The organism is Microbacterium sp. B35-30 (assembly GCF_010634855.1).
Taxonomy (GTDB): domain Bacteria; phylum Actinomycetota; class Actinomycetes; order Actinomycetales; family Microbacteriaceae; genus Microbacterium.
Genome location: NZ_MWLQ01000013.1, coordinates 16,946 through 39,526 on the forward strand (window position 1 = coordinate 16,946; position 22,581 = coordinate 39,526).

Sequence of the window (22,581 nt, forward strand, 5' to 3'; positions counted from 1 at the left end):
CGTTGAGCGAGCGAAGCGAGACGAAACGGCGCTTGCTCGTGGGTTCAGGCGTTTCGTCTCGCTCGTTCCTCGCTCGCTCAACGGCCAAAATCTCGGTCGTTGAGCAAGCTTGCGAGACGAAACGGGTCAGTTGTTCTGGGGGAAGCCGAGGTTGATGCCGGTGTGGCCGGACTGGCTGCGCGTGGCGGGGTCGAGCCAGCGGCTGGTGATGGCCTTCTCGCGCGTGAAGAAGTCGAAGCCGTGCACGCCGTAGGCCTTGGCGTCGCCGAACAGCGACTGCTTCCAGCCGCCGAAGGAGTGGTAGGCGACCGGAACCGGGATGGGCACGTTGATGCCGATCATGCCGACCTGCACCTCGTTCTGGAAGCGGCGGGCGGCTCCGCCGTCGTTGGTGAAGATCGCGGTGCCGTTGCCGAACTGGCCCGAGTTGATCAGCCCCAGACCCTCGTCGTAGGACGGCACGCGCACGACGGAGAGGACCGGTCCGAAGATCTCCTCCTGGTAGGCGCGGCTGGTGGTGGGGATGTCGTCGATCAGGGTGGGGCCGAAGAAGAACCCGTCCTCGTGCCCATCGACCGTGAAGCCCCGGCCGTCGACGATGATCTTCGCGCCGTCGGCCTCGGCGATGTCGACGTAGCTCGAGACCTTGTCGCGGTGCACGTCGGTGATCAGCGGCCCCATGTCGGGCTCGACGCCGTCCACGCCGGCACCGTTGCCGATGCGCAGCTTCGCGATCCGCTCCTGGATCTTCGCGATGAGGTCGTCGGCGACCGGCTCGACGGCCAGCACGACCGAGATCGCCATGCAGCGCTCACCCGCCGCACCGTAGCCGGCGTTGACGGCCTGGTCCGCGACCAGGTCGAGGTCGGCATCCGGAAGCACCAGCATGTGGTTCTTCGCGCCGCCCAGCGCCTGCACCCGCTTGCCGTGCTTGGAGGCGGTCTCGTAGATGTACTGCGCGATCGGCGTCGAGCCCACGAACGAGATGGACTGCACGTCCGGGCTCTCCAGAAGCCCGTCGACCGCGAGCTTGTCGCCTTGCAGAACCGTGAACACCCCGTCCGGCAGCCCAGCCTCCTGCCAGAGCGCCGCCAGCCACAGCGCCGCCGAGGGGTCCTTCTCGGACGGCTTGAGCACGACCGCGTTGCCGGCGGCGATCGCGATCGGGAAGAACCACATCGGCACCATCGCCGGGAAGTTGAACGGGCTGATGATGCCGACGACCCCGAGCGGCTGCTTCAGCGAGTACACGTCGATGCCGCTCGAGGCGTTCTCGCTGAACGCGCCCTTGATGAAGTGCGGGAACCCGGTCGCCAGCTCCACGACCTCCTGGCCGCGCAGGATCTCGCCCATGGCGTCCGAGACGACCTTGCCGTGCTCGGCGGTGATGATCTCGGCCAGCTCCCGCTTACGGGCATTGAGCAGCTCGCGGAAGCTGAACAGCACCGACTGCCGACGCGCGATCGAGAACTGCGACCACACCTCGTATCCGCGGACCGCCGACGCGATCGCCGCGTCGATCTCGGCCCGGTCGGCCAGTGCGACCCGGGCCGACACCATGCCGGTCGCCGGGTTGTACACGGGTGCGGTGCGGCCGGACGTCGACGCCCGCTCGGCACCATCGATCCAGTGCGAGATCACCCGCACATCGGCGTCTGTGGTCGCGGGGGCGACGGTGCTCTCGGCAATGCTCATGAGTGGTCCCTTTCGGCGTCGGACAGATCGTGTGGCGATCCCTTAGGCTTGACCCGTCCCAGCCTGTCAGAGAAGAAGAGGCGTCAACGGTGCCCGACCGTCGCGAAGATCGCACGAACCAAACGGATCGTCCGGCTGATCGAGTCGCAGATGCGACCTTGCCGACCGTGCGCGAGGTGATCGCTCTCGACGCGGTCGCGCACGGTGTTCCGGAGGTGCTCGCCGGCGGCGACGCGCTCGATGCGCGGGTGCGCTGGCTGCACGTCTCGGACAGCGCCGGCGTGGCCCGCCTGCTCGACGGCGGCGAGCTGCTGCTGTCGACCGGTTCGTCCTGGCCCGTCGAACCTGCCGACCTGCGCCGCTTCGTCGACGAGCTCGCCGATGCCGGTCTCTCGGGTCTCGTGCTCGAACTCGGCACGCATTACCGCTACGTTCCCGCCGTGGTCGTCGAGGCCGCGGCGGCTCGCGGTCTGGCGCTCATCGTGCTGCACCGCGAGGTGAAGTTCGTCACCGTCACCGAGGCGGTGCACAGCCGCATCATCACCGGACAGACCGACGCGCTGCGGGCCCGCGACGAGGTGCGCGAGCGCTTCACCGCTCTCGTGCTGCGCGGCTCACCCGCGGACTTCATCGTGCACCAGGTCGCGCAGACGCTGGGCGCGCCGATCGTGCTCGAGAACCTCGGCTACGAAGTCGTGGCGGCCGAGGTGCCGCTCGCGATGGAGGAGGAGCTGTTCACCGAGTGGGAGCTGCGCTCGCGTTCCGCGCACCGGCGCTCCGAGCAGCGCCGGCAGCGGGGCGCCGCGGCGAGCCCCGACGATTGGCTCATCGTTCCCGTCGAGGCACGGGGCATCCGCTGGGGCAACCTCATCGCCCTGCCCGGACCCGAGCACGCAGCCGGGCGCATGGCGGTGCTCGAACAGGGCGCGATCGCGCTCGCCGTCGGGCGCCTGGCAGACGGCGACGCCGACGAGTGGGTGCGCATCGGCCGCCGCCGCCTGGTCGACGGATTGCTCGCGGGACGCTTCGCGGGCGTCGGCGGGGCGGCCGCGAGACTCGAGGCCGCGGGCCTGCCCCTCCGCGGGGCGAAGCTGCACGGCCTGGTCGTGTCGGGCGCGCCCGTTGCGGTGGAGCGAGCGGATGCCGCGGCCCGCGCCCTGCGCGGACGAGCGCTCGCGGGATCGGCGCCGTCCGGCGTCGCGGCGCCCGCGGCGACGATCCTGGTGTCACTGCCGCCCGAGACGGTGTTCGACGACGCAGCGGTGGTGGCCTTCGTGCGCGCCCTCGTCGACGCCGTCGACGTGGAGCGGGTCACCGTGTCGGTGGGGCGCGGTGCCGAGGGCATCGACGCGGCCCTCGCCTCGGTGCACGAAGCCGTCGACCTCGCGGGCGGCCGACGCCGCCGAACCGGACGCGGACCGCACCTTCGACGCGCCGAGAACCGTCCGCTGGTGCAGCTGGTGGCGGCGCTCCGCGACGACCACCGCGTGCTCGAGCACGGCGAGCGGATGCTCGCGCCCCTCATCGCGCACGACCTGGCGCGCTCGGGCGATCTGCTCGACGTCCTCGAGGCGATGCTCGCGCACCCGGGCAACCGCACGGCGGCGGCCGGGGCATCCCATCTCTCCCGCTCGGTGTTCTACCAGCGCATCGCGCTCATCGAGGAGCTGCTGGGCGCCGATCTCGACGACGGCGAGACCCAGACCGCGCTGCACCTCGCGCTGCTCGTGCGCAGGTCGGCGGGGCGTTGATCCGAGGGGCCCGCGTCGCGCTGCAGGAGACGGCCGTCAGCCGAGGATGTAGACCTTCCGCAGCGTCTCGCGAACGGTCCACACCGTGCGCATGCCCGCGGTGAGACGCGCGACCGAGCCCGCCCGCAGCTCGATCGGCTCGAGTGCCGGGTCGTCGAACGACACCGTCGCCGAGCCCGACAGCACCACGAACACCTCGTCCGCCTCGACGTCGGTCGAGACGCCGGGCGTGTGCTCCCACACCCCGATCGTGTCGGTGAGCTCGGCGAAGCCGGTGCGGGGCGAGCCCTCGACCACCTGCTCGGCGGGCAGGGGCTCGAGCGCAAGCGCGAGGGAGTCGGCATCCGTCACGATTCCCGGGTTCACGAGTCGAACCCCAGTCCGACCGCGTCCAGCGTCTTCAGCAGCAGGTTGCGCTTGCCCTTGTTGTGGTCCGCGCGGTCCAGCGACCAGCGTGTGGCGTTGATGCCGATCGACGCCGCGGGCTCGGGCGGGAACGGAAGCGGGCGCTTCTGCACCATCTCGAGCCCGGTGCGCTCGTTCGAGACCCCGTCGAGCAGGTCGAGCATGACGTCGCCGGCGAAGCGCGTCGACCCGACGCCGAGCCCGGTGAAGCCCGCGGCGTAGGCGACCCGGCGCTCACGGGCGGTGCCGAAGAAGGCCGTGAACTGCGTCGAGGTGTCGATCGCGCCCGCCCACTGGTGGGTGAAGCGCAGGCCCTCGAGCTGCGGGAACGTGGTGAAGAAGTGGCTCGCGAGGCGTGCCCACGTCTCGGGGCGCTCCTCGTAGGCGGGATCGACCTTGCGGCCGTAGTGGTAGATCGCGTCGTACCCGCCGAACAGGATCCGGTTGTCCTTCGTGATCCGGTAGTAGTGGAACTGGTTCGCCATGTCGCCGATGCCCTGGCGGTCCTGCCACCCGATCGACGCGACCTGCGCGTCGGTGAGCGGCTCGGTCATCAGCACGTAGTCGTACACGGGCACCGTCATGAGCCGGTTGCGCTTGATGAGCGACGGGAAGACGTTGGTGGCGAGCGCGGCTCGGGATGCCTCGACGCGGCCGTCGGCGGTCGCCACGACGACTCCCGGACCGGTCGTGTCGAGGCCGGTCACGTGCGAGCGCTCGAAGATCTCCACGCCGCGCTCCTCGCACACGCGCGCGAGCTCCGCGGCCATGCGGGCCGGGTGCAGCATGCCGCACGCGTGCTTCTCCCAGACGGCGGCGAGGTACGTGGGGGAGTGGACGGATGCCTGCGCCTCCGCCTGGTCGAGATAGACGACGCCCTCCTCGCCCTCGGCGGCCCACTCCTTGAGCCACTCGACCTGGTGGGGCTCGACGGCGGGGGCGAACTGGCCGGTGCGCTCGAACTGGAAGTCCATGCCGTAGCGCGCCTCGGAGGCCTCGATCGCATCGAGGTTCTCGCGCCCGAGCCGGTCGAGCAGCGGCATCTCGTCGGGCCACCGGGCCATGCCGTTCTCGTGGCCGTGCGTGAGGCTCGCCTCGCAGAAGCCGCCGTTGCGGCCGGACGCCGCCCAGCCGACGCGCTGCGCCTCGACGATCACGACCTTCGCCGCGGGGTCGCGCTCGGTGGCGAGCAATGCGGTCCACAGGCCGGCGTAGCCGCCGCCGACGACGACGAGGTCGGCGCGATGCGTGCCCATCAGCGACGGCCGGTCGGGGAGGAGGGAGTCAGGGAGGTCGTCGCGCCAGAACACCGCGTGGCGGGTGTCGGCGAGGGAATGCTGGACGACGGATGCTGCCGGCCGCTGTCGTTCGAACACGGTCGTGCCCACGGGTATCAACTCCGATGCGGTGTCTGGTGCTCCCATCCTCGCCGGTTCGGGCCGGCGCCGCAGGCCCCGCCTGTCGGGACTTGACGGGCCGGTCGGACAGGTTGTCGCGCCCGCGTCAGGGCGCGGCGTCAGACCGCCGCGAGTTCGGCTGCCAGTGCGTCGACGTCGGCGACTCGCGCGTAGCTGCCGTCGAGCGCTGCCATGAACGCCAGATGCACCTGGGCGCCGGGCACGGTCCTGCCGTCGTAGGCGAGGTCGGGCGCCGCGCAGGCGTCCTGCGCCACGGCGAGGCGGAAGCCGAGATCGGATGCCGCGCGCACAGTGGCATCGATGCACATGCTCGACATCATCCCGGCCACCACGATCTCATCGGCCGCCGCCGCCCGCAGCAGGGCCTCGAGCCCGGTGCCGAGGAAGGCGTTCGGCTCGTGCTTGACGATGACGTGCTCGGCGCCGTCCGGGGCGACACGCGGGTCGAACTCCACACCGGGCGTCCCGGGGGCGAAGAACGCGGCATCCGGACCGTCCCACACGTGCTGGACGTGCACGACCCGCTCGCCCGTCGCCCGGAAGGCGGCGAGAAGTCGCGCAGCGGCATCGGCGGCGGCATCCGCGTCGACGAGCGGATGCCGCCCTCCCGGGAAGTAGTCGCGCTGGATGTCGATGAGGAGCAGGAGTCGGGTCACCGCAACAGCATAGATGCGTCGCGTCAGGCGTCCGGCGCGGCGAATTCACCGGTCGTTGAGCGAGCGAGGAACGAGCGAGACGAAACGCCTGAGCGCGGCTCAGAACGCGTCAGGCGTCCGGCGCGGCGTAGACGCGCTCGCCCTGCACGAAGGTCTGGAGGGTGCGGGTCGCGCCGATCCGGTCGGCCGGCCCGGCGAAGGGATCCCGGTCGAGCACGGCCAGGTCGGCGTACTTGCCGACCTCGATCGTGCCCGTGACGTCGTCGAGGTGGTTCACCCACGCCGATCCGGCCGTGTACGCGGTGAGCGACGTCGCGAGGTCGATCGACTGCTCGGGATAGAACGGGTCGTACTCGCCCTCCTCCTGACCGGGCGCGGCCATGCGGTTGACCGCGGTGTGGATCGCGGCCATCGGATCGGGCGTCGACACCGACCAGTCGCTCCCCGCTGCGAGCACGGCGCCCGAGCGCAGCAGGTCGCCGAACGGGTACTGCCAGGCGCTGCGCTGCTCACCGAAGAACGGCAGCGTCAGCTCGACCATCTGCGGCTCGTACGTCGCCCACAGCGACTGCATGTTCGCGGCGACTCCGAGCTCGCGGAACCGGCGCATGTCTTCGGGATGCACCACCTGGATGTGCGCGATGTGGTGGCGGTTGTCGCGGCGGCCGTTGCGGGCGATCGCATTCTCGACCGCGTCGAGGCACTCGCGCACGGCGCGGTCGCCGATCGCGTGGAAGTGCACCTGGAAGCCCGCCGCGTCGAGGAGGGGCACCGCCTCATTGAGGACGGCAGGGTCGACAAACGAGATCCCCGAGTTGTCGGTGAGATGGCCGTGGCCGTCGCAGTACGGCTCGAGCATCGAGGCGGTGAAGTTCTCGGCGACGCCGTCCTGCATCACCTTCACGGATGTCGCGGCGAAGCGCCCGCCCCGGTACCGCTCGCGCCGCTCGAGGATCGACGGGATCTGCTCGAGGCCCTGGGTTCGGTCCCACCAGATCGCTCCGACGACGCGCGCCGTCAGGGTGCCGTCGGCCGCTGCCGCGAGGTAGGCGGGGCCGGGGTCTCCGGCATCCCCGTACGAGCCGACGATGGCGTCCTGCCAGCCGGTGATGCCGAACGAGTGCAGGTAGCGCTGGCCGAGCAGCAGCGCCTCGGTGAGCCGCTCCAGGGGCTCTTCGGGCAGCAGGCGGTTGACGAGTGCCATCGCGCCCTCGTGCAGCGTGCCCGACGGGGCGCCGTCGGCGTCGCGCTCGATGCGGCCGTCTGCCGGGTCGAGGGTGTCGCGGTCGATGCCCGCGCGCCGCAGCGCGGCCGAGTTCACCCACGCGCCGTGGCCGTCGCGGTTCGGGAAGAACGCCGGGCGGTCGCCGGTGACGGCATCGAGCGCGGATGCGGTCGGCGTGCCGCCGGGGAACGCCGACATCTGCCACCCGCCGCCGAGAATCCACTCGTCGTCCGGGTGCGCGCGGACGTAGCCGCCGATGGCGTCGACGTACTCGGCGGCAGTGCTGAGCCCGGAGAGGTCGCAGCGGAGCATGTCGAGCCCGCCCCACACCGGATGCACGTGCGCGTCCTGGAAACCGGGGATCAGCATGCGTCCCGCGAGGTCCACGGCTTCGGTCGAGGGGCCGACGAGGTCGCCCAGGTCGCCGGGCGAGACGGCGACGATGCGCCCGTCCGTGACGGCGACCGAGCCCGCGCGCGAACGAACGGTGTCGGCGGTGAACACGGGTCCGCCGGTGAACACGAGGTCGGCGTAGGGCATGGGTCTCCTGTGGCCTCGGGGCGTTTCGTCTCGGTCGCTGGCGCTCCCTCGCTCAACGACCGGGAGGTGGGGTGGTGGTGCTCCCTCGCTCAACGACCGGGAGGTGGGGTGGTGGTGCTCCCTCGCTCAACGACCGGGGAACTCCCGGCGGGCGGGGAACTCGCCTCCTCGGGATGAAACGGGTCAGCCGCCGGTCATCGTGCGGGCGATCTGCGTCGCCGAGTCACCGGCGCGCTTGAGCACGAGCGCCACCAGGGCGAGGGCGACGAGCGTCAGCAGCAGCATGATGGTCGACACTGCGGCGATCTCGGGGCGGAGGCCCGAGCGCAGCGCGCTCAGCACGTACACCGGCCACGGCGTCGTGCCCGACACCTGCACGAACGCCGCGACGATCGTGTTGTCGAGGCTCAGCGTGAACGCCAGCAGGAAGCCGGCGAGCACCGCCGGCATCGCCAGCGCGAGCGTGATGCGGCGGAACGTGGCGAACGGCTTCGCGTACAGGTCGGCGGATGCCTCTTCGAGGTTCATGTCCTGACCCACCAGACGGGCGCGCACGATGTAAGACACCACGGCGGTGGCGAACAGCGAAGAGCCCACCGACAGGCGCACGATGCCGTCGTTGAAGAGCGAGATGCCCAGATCCTGGCCGAGGAACACCATCCAGGGGAGCAGCGCCACGGCGTCGACGATCTCGGGTGTCACCGACACCAGCAGCAGCAGCCCCAGGAACCACCACACCCACTTGCCCGGGTGGCGGGCCATCGCGATGCCGGCGAGGGTGCCGAGCACGGTCGCGATGACGGCGGCGATGAGCGCCGTGATGAGCGACACCCGCACCGCACTCTGGATGGCCGGCTTCGCGAGGATCGTGCCGAAGGCGTCGAATCCGAAGCCGTCCCACGACACCAGCAGGCGTCCGGTGTTGAAGGAGTAGATCACGATCACGATGATCGGCAGGAAGAGGAAGAGCATCACGGCGATGCCCCACACGGTGAAGGCGACATCCGACCACGACTTCCGTGCGCGTCGGCGCGGCGCGGAGGGCCGAACGGCCGCGCGAGCCCGGGACTGCAGAATCGTCTCGGTGTCGGTCTGGACATCCGTAGAGAGCGTCACGTCGTCACCTCCAGAGCGGCCGCGGGCGCGGCATCCGTCTTCGCCGTCTCGGCCACCGGCCCCAGCACCAGCCGGCTGCGCGAGCGGAACGGCAGCGCGACGAGCCAGATGATCACCGCGGCCACGCCGATCGTCAGCATGATCACGAGCATGAGCAGCACCGCCATCGCCGAGCCGAGCGCCCAGTTCTGGGCGGTCTGGAACTGGCTCGCGACGAGCTGGCCGACCATGTTGCCCTTCGCGCCGCCGAGCACGGTCGCGGTGATGTAGTCGCCCATCAGGGGGATGAACACCAGCAGCACGCCGGCGATGATGCCCGGCTGCGACAGCGGCAGCGTGACGCGCAGGAACGTGGCGGGCTTGCCGGCGCCGAGATCCTTCGACGCCTCGCGCAGGGCCGGGCCGACGCGGTCGAACGCGACGAACAGCGGCAGGATCATCAGTGGCAGGTAGTTGTAGACGACGCCGATGATGACCGCGGTGCGGGTGTACAGCAGATCGAGCGGACCGTCGAGCACGCCGATGCCCTGCAGCAGCGATGACAGCCAGCCCTCGGGCGCGAGGATCACCTGCCAGCCGATCGTGCGTACCAGGAAGTTCGTCCAGAACGGCACCAGCACCAGGGCGATGAGGATGCCGCGGCGCTCCGGTTTGACCTTGAACGCCATCCAGTACGCGACCGGCGCCCCGATCAGGAAGCAGAGCACGGTGCCGATCACACCGACCCACAGGGTGTTCTGGAACGTCGCGAAGAACGTCGGCGAGAAGGCCTCGACGTATCGGTCGAAAGACAGGATGTCGTTGGCGTGACTGCCGAAGACCCCGGGCTTGTAGCCGAAGCTGAACCACACCACCATCGCCACCGGAGCGACGAAGAAGAGCAGGAGCCATGCCCACGCCGGAACGGCGAGCGCGGCTCCTGCGGCACGACTACGCACCGGCGGCAGCCTTCACCTCGTTGTAGATCGAGACGCGGGTGGTCTGCGAGTCGTTGAGCTCCTGCTCGTGCATCGTCTCGAGCTGCTCGGGTGTGAAGAAGATCATGTCGGCCAGGTCGAGGCCGCTCTCCTCCGCCGCCGACTCCATGTCCTTGCCGCCCACGTTGTAGCCGATGTAGTCGAGGTTGAGCATGAGATTCTCGGGCGTCATCGAGTAGTCGATGAACGCATGTGCCGCCTCGGGGTGCGGCGCTCCCGCGGCGATGGCCCAGTTGTCCATCCACAGCTCGGTCACCGGGCCGGGGAGCACCCACTGCCAGCGCTCCGGCTCGCTCGACTCCATGAGACCGAGCCGCGCGTCGCCGTTCCACGCCTGCATCAGCACCTGCGTGCCCTGAGGGATCGCGTTGGTGCCCGGATAGGAGTCGAACGCCGAGATGTGCGGCGCGATCTCCTCGACGAGGAACTTGCGGCACGCCTCGAGCTCGTCGGGGTCCTCGGTGTTCCAGTCGAGGTCGTTGGCCCAGAAGTAGGCGCCGATGATCCCGGCGGGGTCGTCGGACATCGCCGTCTTGCCGCTCGCCTCGTTCTGGGCGGCGTCGAAGAAGTCGGCCCACGTGGTGAGCTCGCGCGTGATGACGGTCTTGTCGTAGACGTACCCGGTCGTTCCCCATGCCTTGCAGACCGAGTAGTCGTTGCCCGGGTCCCACGCGCGGCCGAGGAAGGCCGGGTCCATGTTGGACATGTTGGGCAGAAGCTCCTTGTTGAACTTCGTCAGCAGGCCGTTCTCGATCATCTGCGGGATGAAGACGCCGGTCGGCACGACGATGTCGTAGCCGGACGTGCCCTTCGCGGCGACGAGCTTCGCGATGAGCTCCTCGTTCGAGGAGTAGGAGTCGAGCGTGACCTTCGGACCGAGCTCGGCGGTGAAGCCCTCGACGACGTCCGGCGAGTCGTAGTCGCCCCACGTGTAGACCGAGACGTCTCCCTCGAGGTCCCCGCCGGTCGCTTGCGGGGCGGGCGCCCCGCTGCCGCCCGGCGCACACGCGGCGAGCACGGTGGCCCCGCCCGCGAGCGCGGCGAAGCTCAGGAAGCGGCGCCGCGAGAGCTCGCGCACGATCGCGGGTGCGGCAGCCTCGGGGGCGAGGATGCGGAGCGGGGTACGAGGCTGGGTCATCGGGTACTCCAGGTCGGGTCGAGAGCCGGGAAGGCGGATGCCGCGGCTGCAGGGCGTGCGTCGGGTGCGTCGTGCGTCGGTGCTGTGTGCGTCGGGTCGGGTCGGGCGTGTGGTGCGGATCAGGTGGAGCTGTGCGGGTGGAGCGTGCGTTTCGGGGAGCGGCAGTCAGGCCGTCGGGGGCGCGATGTAGCCGCCCTCCTCGGCGGCCGCGGCGTCGGCGGCGGGGAACAGCAGCACGTGGTGCGCCGCCCATGTGCAGACCACGGGGTCGCCGACGGAGAGCGCCGGTGCCTCCGGCGTCGGGCGCCGCACGATGAGACTCTGGTCGGGGCCGAGTCGCACCAGGTACTGCATCGTGTCGCCGAGGTGCGACACCCCGATCAGCTCTCCGCGGGCCGCGTTCGCCTCGGAAAGGCTCGCGCCGGCGCCTGCGCCCGCCCCCGTGCCTGAGCCCGATCCGGTCCCTGAGCCTGTCGAAGGGTCCATGTCGATCCGGATGAACTCGGGCCGCACGGCGGCCTCGCCGAGGTTCGTGCTGGTGAGCACGGGAGAGGTGGCACGCACCAGCGCGTAGGGCGAGGTGATCGCCGCGCCGGCTTCGGCGGCGGGGCCGCGGAAGAAGTTCTGCTGGCCGACGAACGCCGCGACGTAGGCCGAGGCCGGGCGGGCGTACACGGTGTCGGCATCGGCGAGCTGCTCGATGCGGCCCGCGCGCATGATCGCGATGCGGTCGCTCATCGACAGGGCCTCGCCCTGGTCGTGCGTCACGAAGACGAATGTGATGCCCAGGCGCGACTGCAGCAGCTTCAGCTCGAGCTGCATCTCTTCGCGCAGCTGACGGTCGAGGGCTCCGAGCGGCTCGTCGAGGAGCAGCACCGCGGGGCGGTTGACCAGGGCCCGGGCGAGCGCGATGCGCTGCTGCTGACCACCCGACAGCTGCGTGGGCTTGCGGTCGCCGAACCGCCGCATCTGCACCATGTCGAGCGCCTGGGTCACGCGCTCGCGCACCTCGGACTTCGGGGTGCGACGCTGCTGCAGTCCGTACGCGACGTTCTCGGCGACCGACAGATGCGGGAACAGCGCGTAGGCCTGGAAGACCGTGTTGACGTCCCGCTTGTACGGCGGTGCGGCGAGCACCGAGCGTCCCGAGATGCGGATGTCGCCGGCATCCGGCCGCTCGAAGCCCGCGATCATGCGCAGCGTGGTCGTCTTGCCGCAGCCGGACGGCCCCAGCAGCGAGATGAACTCGCCCGGCTGGATCGTCAGCGACAGGTCGTCGACGGCGACCTGATCGCCGTAGTACTTCGTGATCCCCGACAGGATGACGGACCCGCGCGCGGCCTCGCTCTCGGTGGGAACCTGCTCCGCCGCTGCGGTCGCCGTGCCTGTGGACATCGTCACCTCGTGAGGGTCCTTCTGGTCGCTGGCCGCGCAACGCTGCACGGCCGTTCGGGTGTGTCACGTATTCAATATCGCGCCCCGGCGCCCCGCAATGCGCCCCGGAGCGAACCAGACGATTCGCGGTGCCGGCGGGGGGCGGCGCGACAGTTCGTCCGGACTTGTGTGACGGCCAGGGAACCGCGATGTTTCAACGATGGACGCGTCGCGTCGGACGGATGCCTCGACCCGGCGCGACACTTCGTCCGCCGCGCATCGTGATGAAAGCGTGCTGCAAGCCGCCTCAGCGCTGGCAGACCGGGCACCAGAAGACGATCCGCTCGCGGGTGGGATCGGCGCCCAGGCTTCCGCCCCGGATGAGCGTGCCGCACCGCCGGCACGGCCGGCCCTCGCGGCGGTAGACCCACGTCGAACGCCCGGGGCGCTCGTCGCCGGTGAACGTGCGGCCCGACCGGTTGCGGTTGGCGCGGATCATCCGGGCTCCGAGATCCACGATGGCCGCGGCATCCGTCTCGTTCGCGGGTGTCGTCGGAAGGATGCCGCGGACGAAGAGGATCTCGTTGACGTACTCGTTGCCGAACCCGGCGATGCTGCGCTGGTCCTGGAGGGCGACGTGCACGGCGCGCGGGTCGGCGGCGAGCCGCAGGGCGGCCTCGACCGGGTCCCACGAATCTGAGAGCGGATCGGGGCCGAGGTAGCCGACCAGGTCGTCCTCGTCGGCGGTCGGCACCACCTTGATGTCCGCGAGGTCGAAGCCGACCGTCTCCCACTCGGTGCCGTCCGGCGCGGTGGCGCCGATCACGGCGCGGGCGCGGAATCCCGGTGCCCGCCACCGGTCGCCGCGGCGGTAGACGTGCCATTCGCCCTCCATCTTGAGGTGGGTGTGCAGCGTCCATGATCCGATGCGATGGAGCAGATGCTTGCCGCGCGAGACCACGCCGTGCACGACCTCGCCGCGCAGGTCGATCGTGGCCGCCTGCGGGACGCGCAGCTCGAAGCGCGTCACGGTCGCGCCGGCCAGCGCGGCGTCGAGGCGCCGGGCGGTGCGGAAGACGGTGTCCCCCTCAGGCACGGGCGCCCTCGCGCCCCGGTCCCTGAGCCTGTCGAAGGGCGTCGCCCGCGGTGAGCCGCCGCAGCGTGAGTCCGCGCGGAGACTCGACGAAACCGGCGTCCCTGAGCGCACGTCCGACGGCAGTGCCGTACACGAACACACCGTTGACCTGCTCGATCGTCAGGGTGTCGAGCCGTCGCACGCGGGCCGTCGCAGCGAGGTCGCGCGTGGCAGCGGCCAGCACGGCCTCCTCGCCGGTGAAGGCGAGCGCAGACTTGCCGCCGCGCTCGAGGTACAGCGCGAGAGCACCGTCGACCAGCACGACGAGCGCGCCCGCCTTGCGTCCCGGACGATGACTGACACCTTCGAGCCCCGGCCATGCGAGCGCGGCGCCGTACGGATTCGCGGGATCGGTGGCGGCGAGCGTGACGGCGCGCAGCGGCGGCGGATCGGACAGCCCGGCGAACTCGCGCAGGCGGTCGACCGTCGCGGATGCCGCGAACTGCGCCGCACCGAGCTGCTCGATGACGTACCCGCGCCGGCAGTGCCCGGCCTCTTCGAAGCCGGCCAGCACGCGGTACGTCTGCGCGAATCCGCCCGGCACGCCCTCGGACTGCACCGCGCCGCGCGTCACGACACCGTAGCGGTCGAGCAGCAGGCTCGCCGTCGCGGTCGCCCGCAGGGCCGCATCCGGCTCGGCGGCCGGCAGCAGCGACCATCGCCCGCCGATCGCGGGGGGACGGGCGGGGACGGATGCCGCGACCGACCGCACTGCGGCGCCCCGGTACAGGCGCGCCCGAGGGGTGCGCCGGCTCACCCGGTGCGCCTGCGAGCCACCCGAGACGAGCCCGCGGACGGGGGCGAACGTGTCGTTCGTGATCCGCCCTGCCCAGGTGAGCCGCCACAGCGCGTCGACGACGGACTGCTCGTTGTCGGCCCCCGTGGTCTGGCGCAGTTGCGCGGCGAAGTACGCACCGCCGCCTTCGAGCGCGGCGAGCAGCTGGGCGTCGAGGGATCCCGGCGCGATCTCGTCGGCATCGTCGGGCAGGGTGAGCGTGAGCGGCACGGTATCCGCCGGATGCAGCGCGATCCAGCCGTCGCGGCCGGGCAGGCTGCCATGGCCCGACCAGATCACCTCGCCGGTGGCGGTCAGCTCGTCGAGCATCCCCGGCGTGTAGTCGGCGACGCGCGCCGGCAGCACGAGCGACTCCCAGGCGCTCGCCGGGATCGGCACGCCGGCGAGCTGCTCGACGACCGCCGCGACGCCGTCGATCCCCTCGAGCGGCCGGGTGGCGTGCTGCCACACCGGCAGGAACCGGGCGTAGGCGTGCTGCGGCACCGGTTCGACGCTGCCCCGGATCGCGGCGAGCGAGCGCATCCGCAGCCGGCGCAGCACCTCGGTGTCGCACCACTCCGCCTCGTCGCCGCGTGACTCGGCGCTCGCGGGCGCCGCCTCGGGCAGGAAGAACCCACTGGTGACGCGGCCCTGGGACTCGAGGCGCTGCAGGGTGTGGCGTGCGACGGCGACGCCGATGCCGAGCCGGTCGGCTGCGGCATCCGCCCGGAAAGGCCCGTGGGTGCGCGCGTACCGGGCGATCAGGTCGCCGAGCGGGTCGGCGACGGGCTCGAGGAACGCCGTGGGAATGCCGACGGGCAGCGCCACGCCGAGGCCGTCGCGCAGGCGTCCGGCGTCTTCGATCGCGGCGACCCGGGTCGCCCCGGCGATGGTCACCCGGATCGCGCGACGCGCCGTGACCAGCGCATCGAGCAGAGCGGATGCCTCGCCCTCTGTCGCGTGCTCGAGGTCGCTCGTGGGCTCGGGGCGTTTCGTCTCGGTCGCTGGCGCTCCCTCGCTCAACGACCGGGAATCAGGTTCGGTCGTCGAGCGAGCGGAGCGAGACGAAACGCCTCTGACGCCGTCGCCGTCGGCCTCCAGCCGCGCGGCGGCCTCGCTCGCATCGAGGGGGCCGAGCAGGCGCAGCAGGTCGGCGACGCCCTCGAGCCCGCGCGCGCGACGCTCGGGATCGAGGCGCTGCGCCTCGCGCTCGAACTGCGCGATGATGTCGGGGTCGAGAAGCTCGCGCATCTCGACCTTGCCGAGCAGCTCCGACAGCAGCGCCGGATCGACGGACAGGGCGGCAGCCCGTCGCTCGGCCAGCGGCGAATCGCCCTCGTACATGAAGGCGCCGACGTAGCCGAACAGCAGGTCGCGCGCGAACGGCGAGGGCTGCGCGGGCTCGGTCTCGATGAGGCGGATGCGGCGTTCGCCGATGCCGCGCATGAGGCGGAGGAGTGCGGGCACGTCGTAGACGTCCTGCAGGACCTCGCGCAGCGTCTCGAGGATGATCGGGAACGTCGGGTACCGGCGGGCGACCTCGAGCAGCTGCGCCGACCGCTGCCGCTGCTGCCACAGCGGCGTCCGCTTGCCGGGGTTGCGCCGCGGCATGAGCAGCGCGCGCGCCGCGCACTCGCGGAACCGCGAGGCGAACAGCGCCGAGCCCCCGACCTCCTCGGTCACGATCTGGTCGAGCTCGTCGGGATCGAAGACGAAGAGGTCGGCGCCCGGAGGCTCGGCCGTGGCATCCGGGATCCGGGCGATGATGCCGTCGTCGCTCGCCACCGCGGAGCCGTCGACCCCCAGCCGCTCGCGGATGCGCGCGTTGACAGCCAGCGCCCACGGCGCGTGCACCTGCATGCCATACGGGGAGTGGAGGATGACGCGCCAGTCGCCGACCTCGTCGCGCCCGCGCTCGACGGTCAGCTGACGGTCGGTGGGCAGGGTGCCGGTGGCCTCGCGCTGCTCGGCGAGGTAGGCCAGCAGATTGTCTTGCGCGTACTCGTCCAGCCCGGCGTCGTGCAGGCGGGACTCGGCCTTCTCGGGCTTCGCCGTCGACACCTCTCGCGAGAACTTTCCGAGCGCTTCGCCGAGCTCGGCGGGGCGGCCGATGCCGTCGCCGTGCCAGAACGGCACCTTGCCGGGCTGCCCGAAGGCGGGGACCACGTTGACACGGTCGTGGGTGATCTCGACGATGCGCCAGCTCGTCGTGCCGAGGGTGAACACGTCGTTGACCCGCGACTCGTAGACCATCTCCTCGTCGAGCTCTCCGACCCGCGCGTTCTGCGACTCGCCCGCGATGAAGACGCCGAACAGACCCCGGTCGGGGATCGTGCCGCCGCTGGTCACGGCGATGTGCTGCGCGCCCGGGCGCCCGGTGAGCACGCCGAGGTCGCGGTCCCAGATGACGCGGGGACGCAGCTCGGCGAACTCGTCGGACGGGAACCGCCCGGCGATGAGGTCGAGCGTCGCCTCGTACGCCGACCGGGGGAGCGACCGGAACGGGGCGCTGCGCTTGAGCGTCTCGTACCAGCCTTCGACGTCGACGGGGGCGACCGCGGCGGCGGCCACCGTCTGCTGCGCGAGGATGTCGAGCGGGTTCTGCGGGATCGTGATCGCCTCGATCTGCCCGGCGAGCATCCGCTCGGTGACGATCGCGGTGTGCAGCACGTCCCCACGGTGCTTGGGGAACAGCGCCGCGCGGCTGACCTCGCCCACCTGGTGGCCGGCGCGGCCGATGCGCTGCAGACCGGATGCTGCGCTGGGCGGCGCCTCGACTTGGATGACGAGGTCCACGGCGCCCATGTCGATGCCGAGCTCGAGGCTCGACGTCGCGACGACGCAGCGCAGGACGCCCGACTTCAGCTCTTCTTCGACCTGCGCTCGCTGCTCCTTCGACACCGAGCCGTGGTGCGCCTTGGCCAGCACGGGGTCGGCGCCCGCCGTCGCGCCCGCCTGGGCCATCATCGCTGCGGGAACGTGCTGCTCGGGGAGGTCGAGGCCGAGACGCTCGGAGTAGATCTCGTTGAGCCGCCCTGTCAGCCGCTCGGCGAGGCGGCGGGAATTGCAGAACACGATCGTCGAGCGGTGCAGGAGGATGCGATCGACGATCGCCTCTTCGACGTGCGGCCACACCGAACCGGTCATCTCGGTCTCGCCCGCTCCGGACGCACGTCGGTCAGACCCGGCGGCTTTTGAACCGCCGTCGGCGAACCAGTCCTCGTCGATCGCCTCCTCGGGGCTGTCGGCGGCAGTGGCCGCGGCATCCGGAGCCGTCCACGCCTCGGCGTCGGACGCATACGGGCTCGGGGGCGGCGGCGGATTGAGCATGTCGCCGATCGGCACGACGACCTTCATGTCGAACGACTTGGTCGCGCGCGGGGCGACGATCTCGACCGGCTCCGCGCCGCCCAGGAACCGGGCGACCTCGTCGATCGGCCGCACCGTCGCCGACAGGCCGATGCGCTGCGCCGGTGGGGCGTCGGGCGCGAACGAGCGGCGCAGCGCGTCGAGCCGCTCGAGGCTCACCGCGAGATGGGCACCTCGCTTGGTGGCGGCGACCGCATGCACCTCGTCGACGATCACCGTGTGCACGTCGCGCAGCGTCTCGCCGGCCCGGCTCGTGAGCATGAGATAGAGCGACTCGGGCGTGGTGATGAGGATGTCGGGCGGCCGCTGCACGAGCTTGCGCCGGTCGCCAGCGGGCGTGTCACCCGAGCGCACCCCCACGGTGACCTCGGGCACCGTGAGACCGAGGCGCCGCGCCGACTGTCCGATACCGACGAGGGGAGATCGGAGGTTGCGCTCGACGTCGACGCCCAGCGCCTTGAGCGGCGAGATGTAGAGGATCCGGGTCGCAGGGGCGGCGGCATCGCCCACCTTCTTCTTCCGTCCGGCTGGCGCCACGGATGCCGGGGCCGCCGCCTTGTCGTGGAAGATGCGGTCTATCGCCCACAGGAACGCCGACAGCGTCTTGCCCGAGCCGGTCGGCGCGACCACGAGAGCGTGCTTGCCGGCCGAGATCGCCTGCCACGCGCCCTTCTGAGCGTCGGTGGGGGCGTGGAAGGCGCCGCGGAACCAGTCCTGCGTGGCAGGACCGAACCGCTCGAGCACGTCGCCCATCACTCCATCTTCGTCGTGATCGCCGACATCCGGCCAGGCCGCGGGGGAGCCGGTCGCGTAAGATCGGTGCTCGCGTGTTCCCCCGCACGCGTTCACCGCCCGAGGATCCCGATGGAGTCGACGCCCTCGAGCGTGCCGGACACCCCGGCGGCGCTCACCCCTACGGCCACCCCCACAGCCGACGATGCGTCCTGGGTGCGCTCGCGACGGGTGCACACCTTCGCCCTCGGAGCACTCGTGGGCGCCTTGGCCCTCTCGCTCGTGGTCGTGGTCACCGCGGTGTTCGCGGCGGTGCAGGGTCAGCGTTCACCGCTGCCTGCGGATCCCGCACCGGTCGCGGAGACGCGCGTTACGCCGCGGCCCACCACGCCGGCCCCGACGCCGATGCTCACCCCCACTCCGACGGCCTCGCCCGCCGAGAGCGAGACGGATCCCGCGGTCGAGGCGCAGACCTCCGAGCCCGTGGCCGTGCCAGTTCCGGTACCGGCGCCGACAGCGCCTCCGCCGACCGAGGAGGCTGACGCCTCCGATGACCCCGGCAACAGCGGCACCGCCCCGGGCCGCACCAAGGAGCCCAAGCGGCCCTGACCGCGGTCGCGTTCTCTCCCCCAGGGCGGGTACCGGAGGTCAGGTCCGCGAGGTCCCTGACCGACGTCAGTTCTCGTCCGGCAAGAGGATCCACAGCAGCAGGTACATCAGGATCGAGACGCCGAAGAACACGGTCGACGCGACGGTGAGCACGCGTACCGGCACCACACTGCAGCCGAAGCGGTCCGCGATGCCCTGGCAGACCCCGGCGATGATGCGTCCCCGTCGGGGACGAACCAGGCGATGCATGGGTTCATCATCGCGTGGCGATTGTATCCGCGCCAGGGGTCGGCGAACGGCTGGTCACCGTCAGCGCTCGGACAGACCAGGATCCAGAGCAGGATGTAGGACCTACAGCGACAGACCGAAGAAGACGACGGCGCTGGTGCGTCCGAATCTTTGCGGAATCAGTGACTCTCCTGCGGTTCCGTCGATAGAGTCGCGGGACCCCTCGATGGAGATGCCGTGCGACGATCCCTTCCCCTCGCCCTTGCCGCCCTTGCCGTTCTCGGCACCCTCACCGCGTGCGCGCCGGCGGAGCCGCCTGAAGCGACCCCCACGCCGACCCATCATGCGACGCCGACGCCGACGCCTACGGAGGAGGCTCTCGTGGTCGGAGCCGGGGACAAACCACCGGTCCTGCTGGAGGGGGATTGCGCCGCAGCGCTGAGTCCGGCGGATCTGCTCTCGGTCACCGGCCTCGAGATGCAGCTCACCTCCTCCGACAGCGACGGCGACGTCGGTAATGCCGGTGGGCTCGGTTGCAGCTGGGATGCCGGAAGTTCGGCCGTGCGCGTCGAGATCCTGCCGCGTGCCGGACTCGATGGTGCAGAGTTCCCAGCAGATCAGGTGCCGTACTACTTCGAGGAATGCGATCCGCAGTGGGTCTGCTCCGGGCGTGCGGAGGCGGAAGACCTGTGGTTGAGCGCGTCGTTCCAATACTTCCCCGGGGCGGACCGCGCCGAGATCGACCGCTGGACGTCAGCCCTCGCGGACATCGTGTTCGAGAACGTTCGTGCCTCGGGCAGCGAGCCGTGGACACGCGACCGAACGGGATGGTGGTCCGAGATGGATTGCGCGGCCCTCGCGGACACGATGTCGGGCCTCCTCGATGCGATGTTCGCCGGGAACACCGGCGGGTACATCGATCCGCCGCTGCCCGGCGTGCTGATGGCGGCTCAGGCATCGAACTGGTCGAGCTGCTACCTCGTGGACGGAGCGCACACACTCGAGGTGGACTCAGCCGCCGGTCAGGCGTGGGTCCTGCCGAGCACGACCGAGGACGAGCCCTTCGACACCGGTGTGCCCGGGATCACCGCCTGGCGGGACTCCAGCGTCCAGTCGATGACGTCCGCGAGCTACGCGATGACCGACGGCGTGAACAGGCTCGGGGCGAACATCGCGACGGATGCGCCGTGGTCCGCGGACGACGCCGCGATCGCCCTCGCCCGCGCGGCGTCCGACTGGCGCTGACCGCCGTCTGGGCTCAGCCCTCGGACGGGACCAGGATCCAGAGCAGGATGTAGATCCACAGCGACAGACCGAAGAAGACGACGGCGAGCGCGGTGAGGATGCGCACGAGCGTCACGTTCCAGCCGAAGCGGTTGGCGACGGCGGCGCAGACGCCGGCGATCCATCGGCCCTGCTGAGGTCTCACGAGTGCGTTCATGAGTCCATCATCGTGCCACCTGCCTGCCGGGCGCAGGGGTGCAGACCCCCGGGATCCGAGGGGCGCTGGCCCGCGGCATCCGTCCCCTTCCAAGAGGCGGATGCCGCGCGCCGCCTCAGCGCTCGGTCACTCGCGCGTCAGTGTTCGTGCAGACGGCCGTCGCGGTCGATCTCGAGCACGAGGCCCACGCCGATGCGCTCGAGGAACGCGTCGTCGTGGCTCACCACGAGCACCGCGCCGCGGTAGGCGGCGATGGCCTCGACGAGCTGGTCGACCGTGTCGAGGTCGAGGTTGTTCGTCGGCTCGTCGAACACGAGCAGCTGCGGCGGCGGATCGGCCAGCATGAGCCGGGCGAGAGCCACCCGGAAGCGCTCGCCGCCCGACAGTGTCCCGACCGGGCGCGTGACGGCCGCCCCTCGGATGAGGAACCGCGCCAGGCGATTCCGCAGCTCGACGATCGTGACGCCGGGCGCGGACGGCGCGACGTTGTCGAGCACGGATGCCGCGTCATCGAGCCCGTCCACACGCTGAGGCAGGTACCCGACGCGGTCCGTGTGCAGCGTGCCGCGTGCAGAACTCCACCATCCCGGCGCCGAATCGCCCGACAGGGCGTCTCCGGGCTGATTCGGCTCGCGATCCGTGGAGTTCTGCAGGCCGGAACCCACCAGCCGCTCGAGCAGCGTCGTCTTGCCGGCGCCGTTCGGGCCGATCAGCGCGACACGCTCGGGCCCTTGGATCACCCACGAGCGCTCGCCGTCGCCCAGGGTGGCGATGCGACGGCCCGCGGGGACACCGGGGTCGGGCAGGTCGATCTTCACGATGTCGTCGTCGCGCACGCGGCGCTCTGCGACATCGAGGGCTTCGCGGGCGGATGCCTCGCGGTCGGCCTTCTCGCCGCGCAGCTTGCCCGCCGAGACCTGGGCCGCCATCCGGCGTCCGTTCGCGACGATCTTCGGCACGCGCTTCTCGTCGTACGCCTTCTGCCCCATCGCGGCGCGGCGCGAGAGCGTCGTCTCGGCCTCGATGCGCTGGCGCTTCTCGCGCTTGACGGCTTGACGTGCCGCTCGCTCGGCGTCGCGGGCGGCGCCCTGCTCGGCATCCAGCCATGCCCGCCAGTGCGAGTACGGGCCGCCGAACACCGAGAGCTCGTTGGCGTAGAGCTCGGCGGTGTCATCCATCAACTCGAGCATCGCGGTGTCGTGGCTGACCACGACGAGTGCGCCCCGCCACGCGCGCACCATGTCGTACAGGCGCGCGCGGGCGTCGCGATCGAGGTTGTTGGTGGGCTCGTCGAGCAGCGTGATCTCGGGTGCGCGGAGACGGATGCCGGCGATCGCGGTGAGCACCGCCTCGCCGCCCGACAGCTGCCCGACGCTGCGGTCCAGCATGTCGGGCGCGAGCCCGGCCTCGGCGAGCGCGGCGTGCGCGCGTGCCTCGATGTCCCAGTCGGAGCCCACCGCGTCGAAGTGGCGCGGATCGGGATCGCCCGACTCGATGGCGCGCAGCGCGCGAAGGGTGTCGCCGACCCCGAGCAGGTCGGCGACGGGCCGGTCGACGTCGAGCGTCAGCCGTTGCGGCAGGTACGCGGCATCCGCTGTCCGTGCGATGTGCCCCGCGGAGGGGGTGAGGTCGCCCGCGATCAGGCGCAGCAGCGTGGACTTGCCGGAGCCGTTGCGACCGACGAGCCCGGTGCGGCCGGTGCCGAACGAGCCGGACACGTCGGCGAGAGCGACGGTGCCGTCGGCCCACGCGAACGAGACCCGGTCGAGGACGATGACAGGTGTGAGAGTGGTGGCAGGCATGAGGCCTCCTGTGTCGGTCATGCGCTGACACGGAGGACCGCGGAATCCGCCCGGAACACCGGGGCCGCAGAGGGGCCCGGAACCGGCGGGGAAGCGATGGTCGACGTGCAGCGCGGAATCTACAAGCGCTGCGAGACGTCGAGGGTCGACGGAGCAGCGCGATTACAGCGCGGTTGCGTCGATCAGCTTCAAGGG

General features: G+C 71.1%; 17 protein-coding genes. 3 read left to right on the plus strand and 14 right to left on the minus strand.

Translation table 11 applies throughout. The features are described 5' to 3' along the window. Positions 1–126: 126 nt before the first annotated feature. Positions 127–1,695, minus strand: coding sequence for a CoA-acylating methylmalonate-semialdehyde dehydrogenase (locus tag B2K11_RS07605; RefSeq protein WP_163617673.1), 1,569 nt, complete (start codon positions 1,693–1,695; stop codon positions 127–129). Between the two features lie 167 nt (positions 1,696–1,862). Between B2K11_RS07605 and B2K11_RS07610 the strand changes: the two genes are divergently transcribed. Further along, positions 1,863–3,446: a PucR family transcriptional regulator gene (locus tag B2K11_RS07610; protein WP_163617674.1), complete on the plus strand. Its 1,584-nt coding sequence runs from the start codon at positions 1,863–1,865 to the stop codon at positions 3,444–3,446. Between the two features lie 36 nt (positions 3,447–3,482). On the opposite strand, the gene B2K11_RS07615 is transcribed toward B2K11_RS07610, so the two are convergent. The 10 genes from B2K11_RS07615 to B2K11_RS07660 all read right to left on the minus strand — a co-directional run bounded on the left by B2K11_RS07615 (position 3,483) and on the right by B2K11_RS07660 (position 18,327). Next, a complete protein-coding gene (locus B2K11_RS07615; RefSeq protein WP_239525841.1) occupies positions 3,483–3,812 on the minus strand; it encodes a cupin domain-containing protein in 330 nt (109 codons plus the stop codon). Then, positions 3,809–5,239, minus strand: coding sequence for an FAD-dependent oxidoreductase (locus B2K11_RS07620; protein WP_163617675.1), 1,431 nt, complete (start codon positions 5,237–5,239; stop codon positions 3,809–3,811). Before B2K11_RS07620 ends, B2K11_RS07615 begins: the two co-directional genes overlap by 4 nt. A 128-nt stretch (positions 5,240–5,367) precedes the next feature. Next, positions 5,368–5,925 carry an isochorismatase family protein gene (locus B2K11_RS07625; RefSeq protein ID WP_163617676.1) on the minus strand — a complete coding sequence of 186 codons (558 nt, stop codon included), beginning with the start codon at positions 5,923–5,925 and terminating at the stop codon, positions 5,368–5,370. Between the two features lie 109 nt (positions 5,926–6,034). Beyond that, positions 6,035–7,690, minus strand: coding sequence for an amidohydrolase (locus B2K11_RS07630; RefSeq protein ID WP_163617677.1), 1,656 nt, complete (start codon positions 7,688–7,690; stop codon positions 6,035–6,037). A gap of 183 nt (positions 7,691–7,873) precedes the next feature. Next, a complete protein-coding gene (locus B2K11_RS07635; protein ID WP_239525843.1) occupies positions 7,874–8,806 on the minus strand; it encodes an ABC transporter permease in 933 nt (310 codons plus the stop codon). Next, the gene (locus B2K11_RS07640) at positions 8,803–9,744 is read right to left on the minus strand and encodes an ABC transporter permease (protein ID WP_163617678.1); all 942 of its coding nucleotides are present in this window, start codon (positions 9,742–9,744) and stop codon (positions 8,803–8,805) included. The genes B2K11_RS07635 and B2K11_RS07640 overlap by 4 nt, the downstream gene beginning before the upstream one ends. Continuing rightward, on the minus strand, positions 9,737–10,921 hold the full coding sequence (locus B2K11_RS07645; RefSeq protein WP_163617679.1) for an extracellular solute-binding protein: 1,185 nt from the start codon (positions 10,919–10,921) through the stop codon (positions 9,737–9,739). The genes B2K11_RS07640 and B2K11_RS07645 overlap by 8 nt, the downstream gene beginning before the upstream one ends. Positions 10,922–11,086: 165 nt before the next feature. Further along, complete coding sequence (locus B2K11_RS07650) at positions 11,087–12,316, minus strand: ABC transporter ATP-binding protein (RefSeq protein WP_163617694.1); 1,230 nt, start codon at positions 12,314–12,316, stop codon at positions 11,087–11,089. Positions 12,317–12,602: 286 nt separating this feature from the next. Continuing rightward, on the minus strand, positions 12,603–13,391 hold the full coding sequence (locus tag B2K11_RS07655; RefSeq protein ID WP_163617680.1) for an Fpg/Nei family DNA glycosylase: 789 nt from the start codon (positions 13,389–13,391) through the stop codon (positions 12,603–12,605). Continuing rightward, a complete protein-coding gene (locus B2K11_RS07660; RefSeq protein ID WP_163617681.1) occupies positions 13,384–18,327 on the minus strand; it encodes a DEAD/DEAH box helicase in 4,944 nt (1,647 codons plus the stop codon). The genes B2K11_RS07655 and B2K11_RS07660 overlap by 8 nt, the downstream gene beginning before the upstream one ends. A gap of 111 nt (positions 18,328–18,438) precedes the next feature. On the opposite strand from B2K11_RS07660, the gene B2K11_RS07665 reads away from it, so the two are divergent. Further along, complete coding sequence (locus B2K11_RS07665) at positions 18,439–18,915, plus strand: hypothetical protein (protein ID WP_163617682.1); 477 nt, start codon at positions 18,439–18,441, stop codon at positions 18,913–18,915. 66 nt (positions 18,916–18,981) lie between these two features. Here the strand turns inward: B2K11_RS07665 and B2K11_RS07670 are convergent, their stop codons facing one another. Next, positions 18,982–19,164, minus strand: a complete 183-nt coding sequence (locus B2K11_RS07670) for a PspC domain-containing protein (protein ID WP_163617683.1) — start codon at positions 19,162–19,164, stop codon at positions 18,982–18,984. Positions 19,165–19,380: 216 nt separating this feature from the next. Between B2K11_RS07670 and B2K11_RS07675 the strand changes: the two genes are divergently transcribed. Beyond that, positions 19,381–20,388 carry a hypothetical protein gene (locus B2K11_RS07675; RefSeq protein ID WP_163617684.1) on the plus strand — a complete coding sequence of 336 codons (1,008 nt, stop codon included), beginning with the start codon at positions 19,381–19,383 and terminating at the stop codon, positions 20,386–20,388. A 13-nt stretch (positions 20,389–20,401) separates the two neighbouring features. Here B2K11_RS07675 and B2K11_RS07680 read toward each other — a convergent pair whose 3' ends face one another. Continuing rightward, positions 20,402–20,584 (minus strand): PspC domain-containing protein, encoded by a 183-nt coding sequence (locus B2K11_RS07680; RefSeq protein WP_163617685.1) that lies wholly within the window; start codon positions 20,582–20,584, stop codon positions 20,402–20,404. 137 nt (positions 20,585–20,721) lie between these two features. After that, complete coding sequence (locus tag B2K11_RS07685; protein WP_163617686.1) at positions 20,722–22,386, minus strand: ABC-F family ATP-binding cassette domain-containing protein; 1,665 nt, start codon at positions 22,384–22,386, stop codon at positions 20,722–20,724. Positions 22,387–22,581: the final 195 nt, after the last annotated feature.

Coding starts and splice junctions, on each gene's coding strand:
- B2K11_RS07605 (WP_163617673.1), bottom strand. CDS start 1,695: ATGAGCATTGCCGAGAGCACCGTCGCCCCCGCGACCACAGACGCCGAT.
- B2K11_RS07630 (WP_163617677.1), bottom strand. CDS start 7,690: ATGCCCTACGCCGACCTCGTGTTCACCGGCGGACCCGTGTTCACCGCC.
- B2K11_RS07645 (WP_163617679.1), bottom strand. CDS start 10,921: ATGACCCAGCCTCGTACCCCGCTCCGCATCCTCGCCCCCGAGGCTGCC.
- B2K11_RS07650 (WP_163617694.1), bottom strand. CDS start 12,316: ATGTCCACAGGCACGGCGACCGCAGCGGCGGAGCAGGTTCCCACCGAG.
- B2K11_RS07660 (WP_163617681.1), bottom strand. CDS start 18,327: ATGGGCGACGTGCTCGAGCGGTTCGGTCCTGCCACGCAGGACTGGTTC.
- B2K11_RS07665 (WP_163617682.1), top strand. CDS start 18,439: ATGGAGTCGACGCCCTCGAGCGTGCCGGACACCCCGGCGGCGCTCACC.
- B2K11_RS07670 (WP_163617683.1), bottom strand. CDS start 19,164: ATGCATCGCCTGGTTCGTCCCCGACGGGGACGCATCATCGCCGGGGTC.
- B2K11_RS07680 (WP_163617685.1), bottom strand. CDS start 20,584: ATGAACGCACTCGTGAGACCTCAGCAGGGCCGATGGATCGCCGGCGTC.
- B2K11_RS07685 (WP_163617686.1), bottom strand. CDS start 22,386: ATGCCTGCCACCACTCTCACACCTGTCATCGTCCTCGACCGGGTCTCG.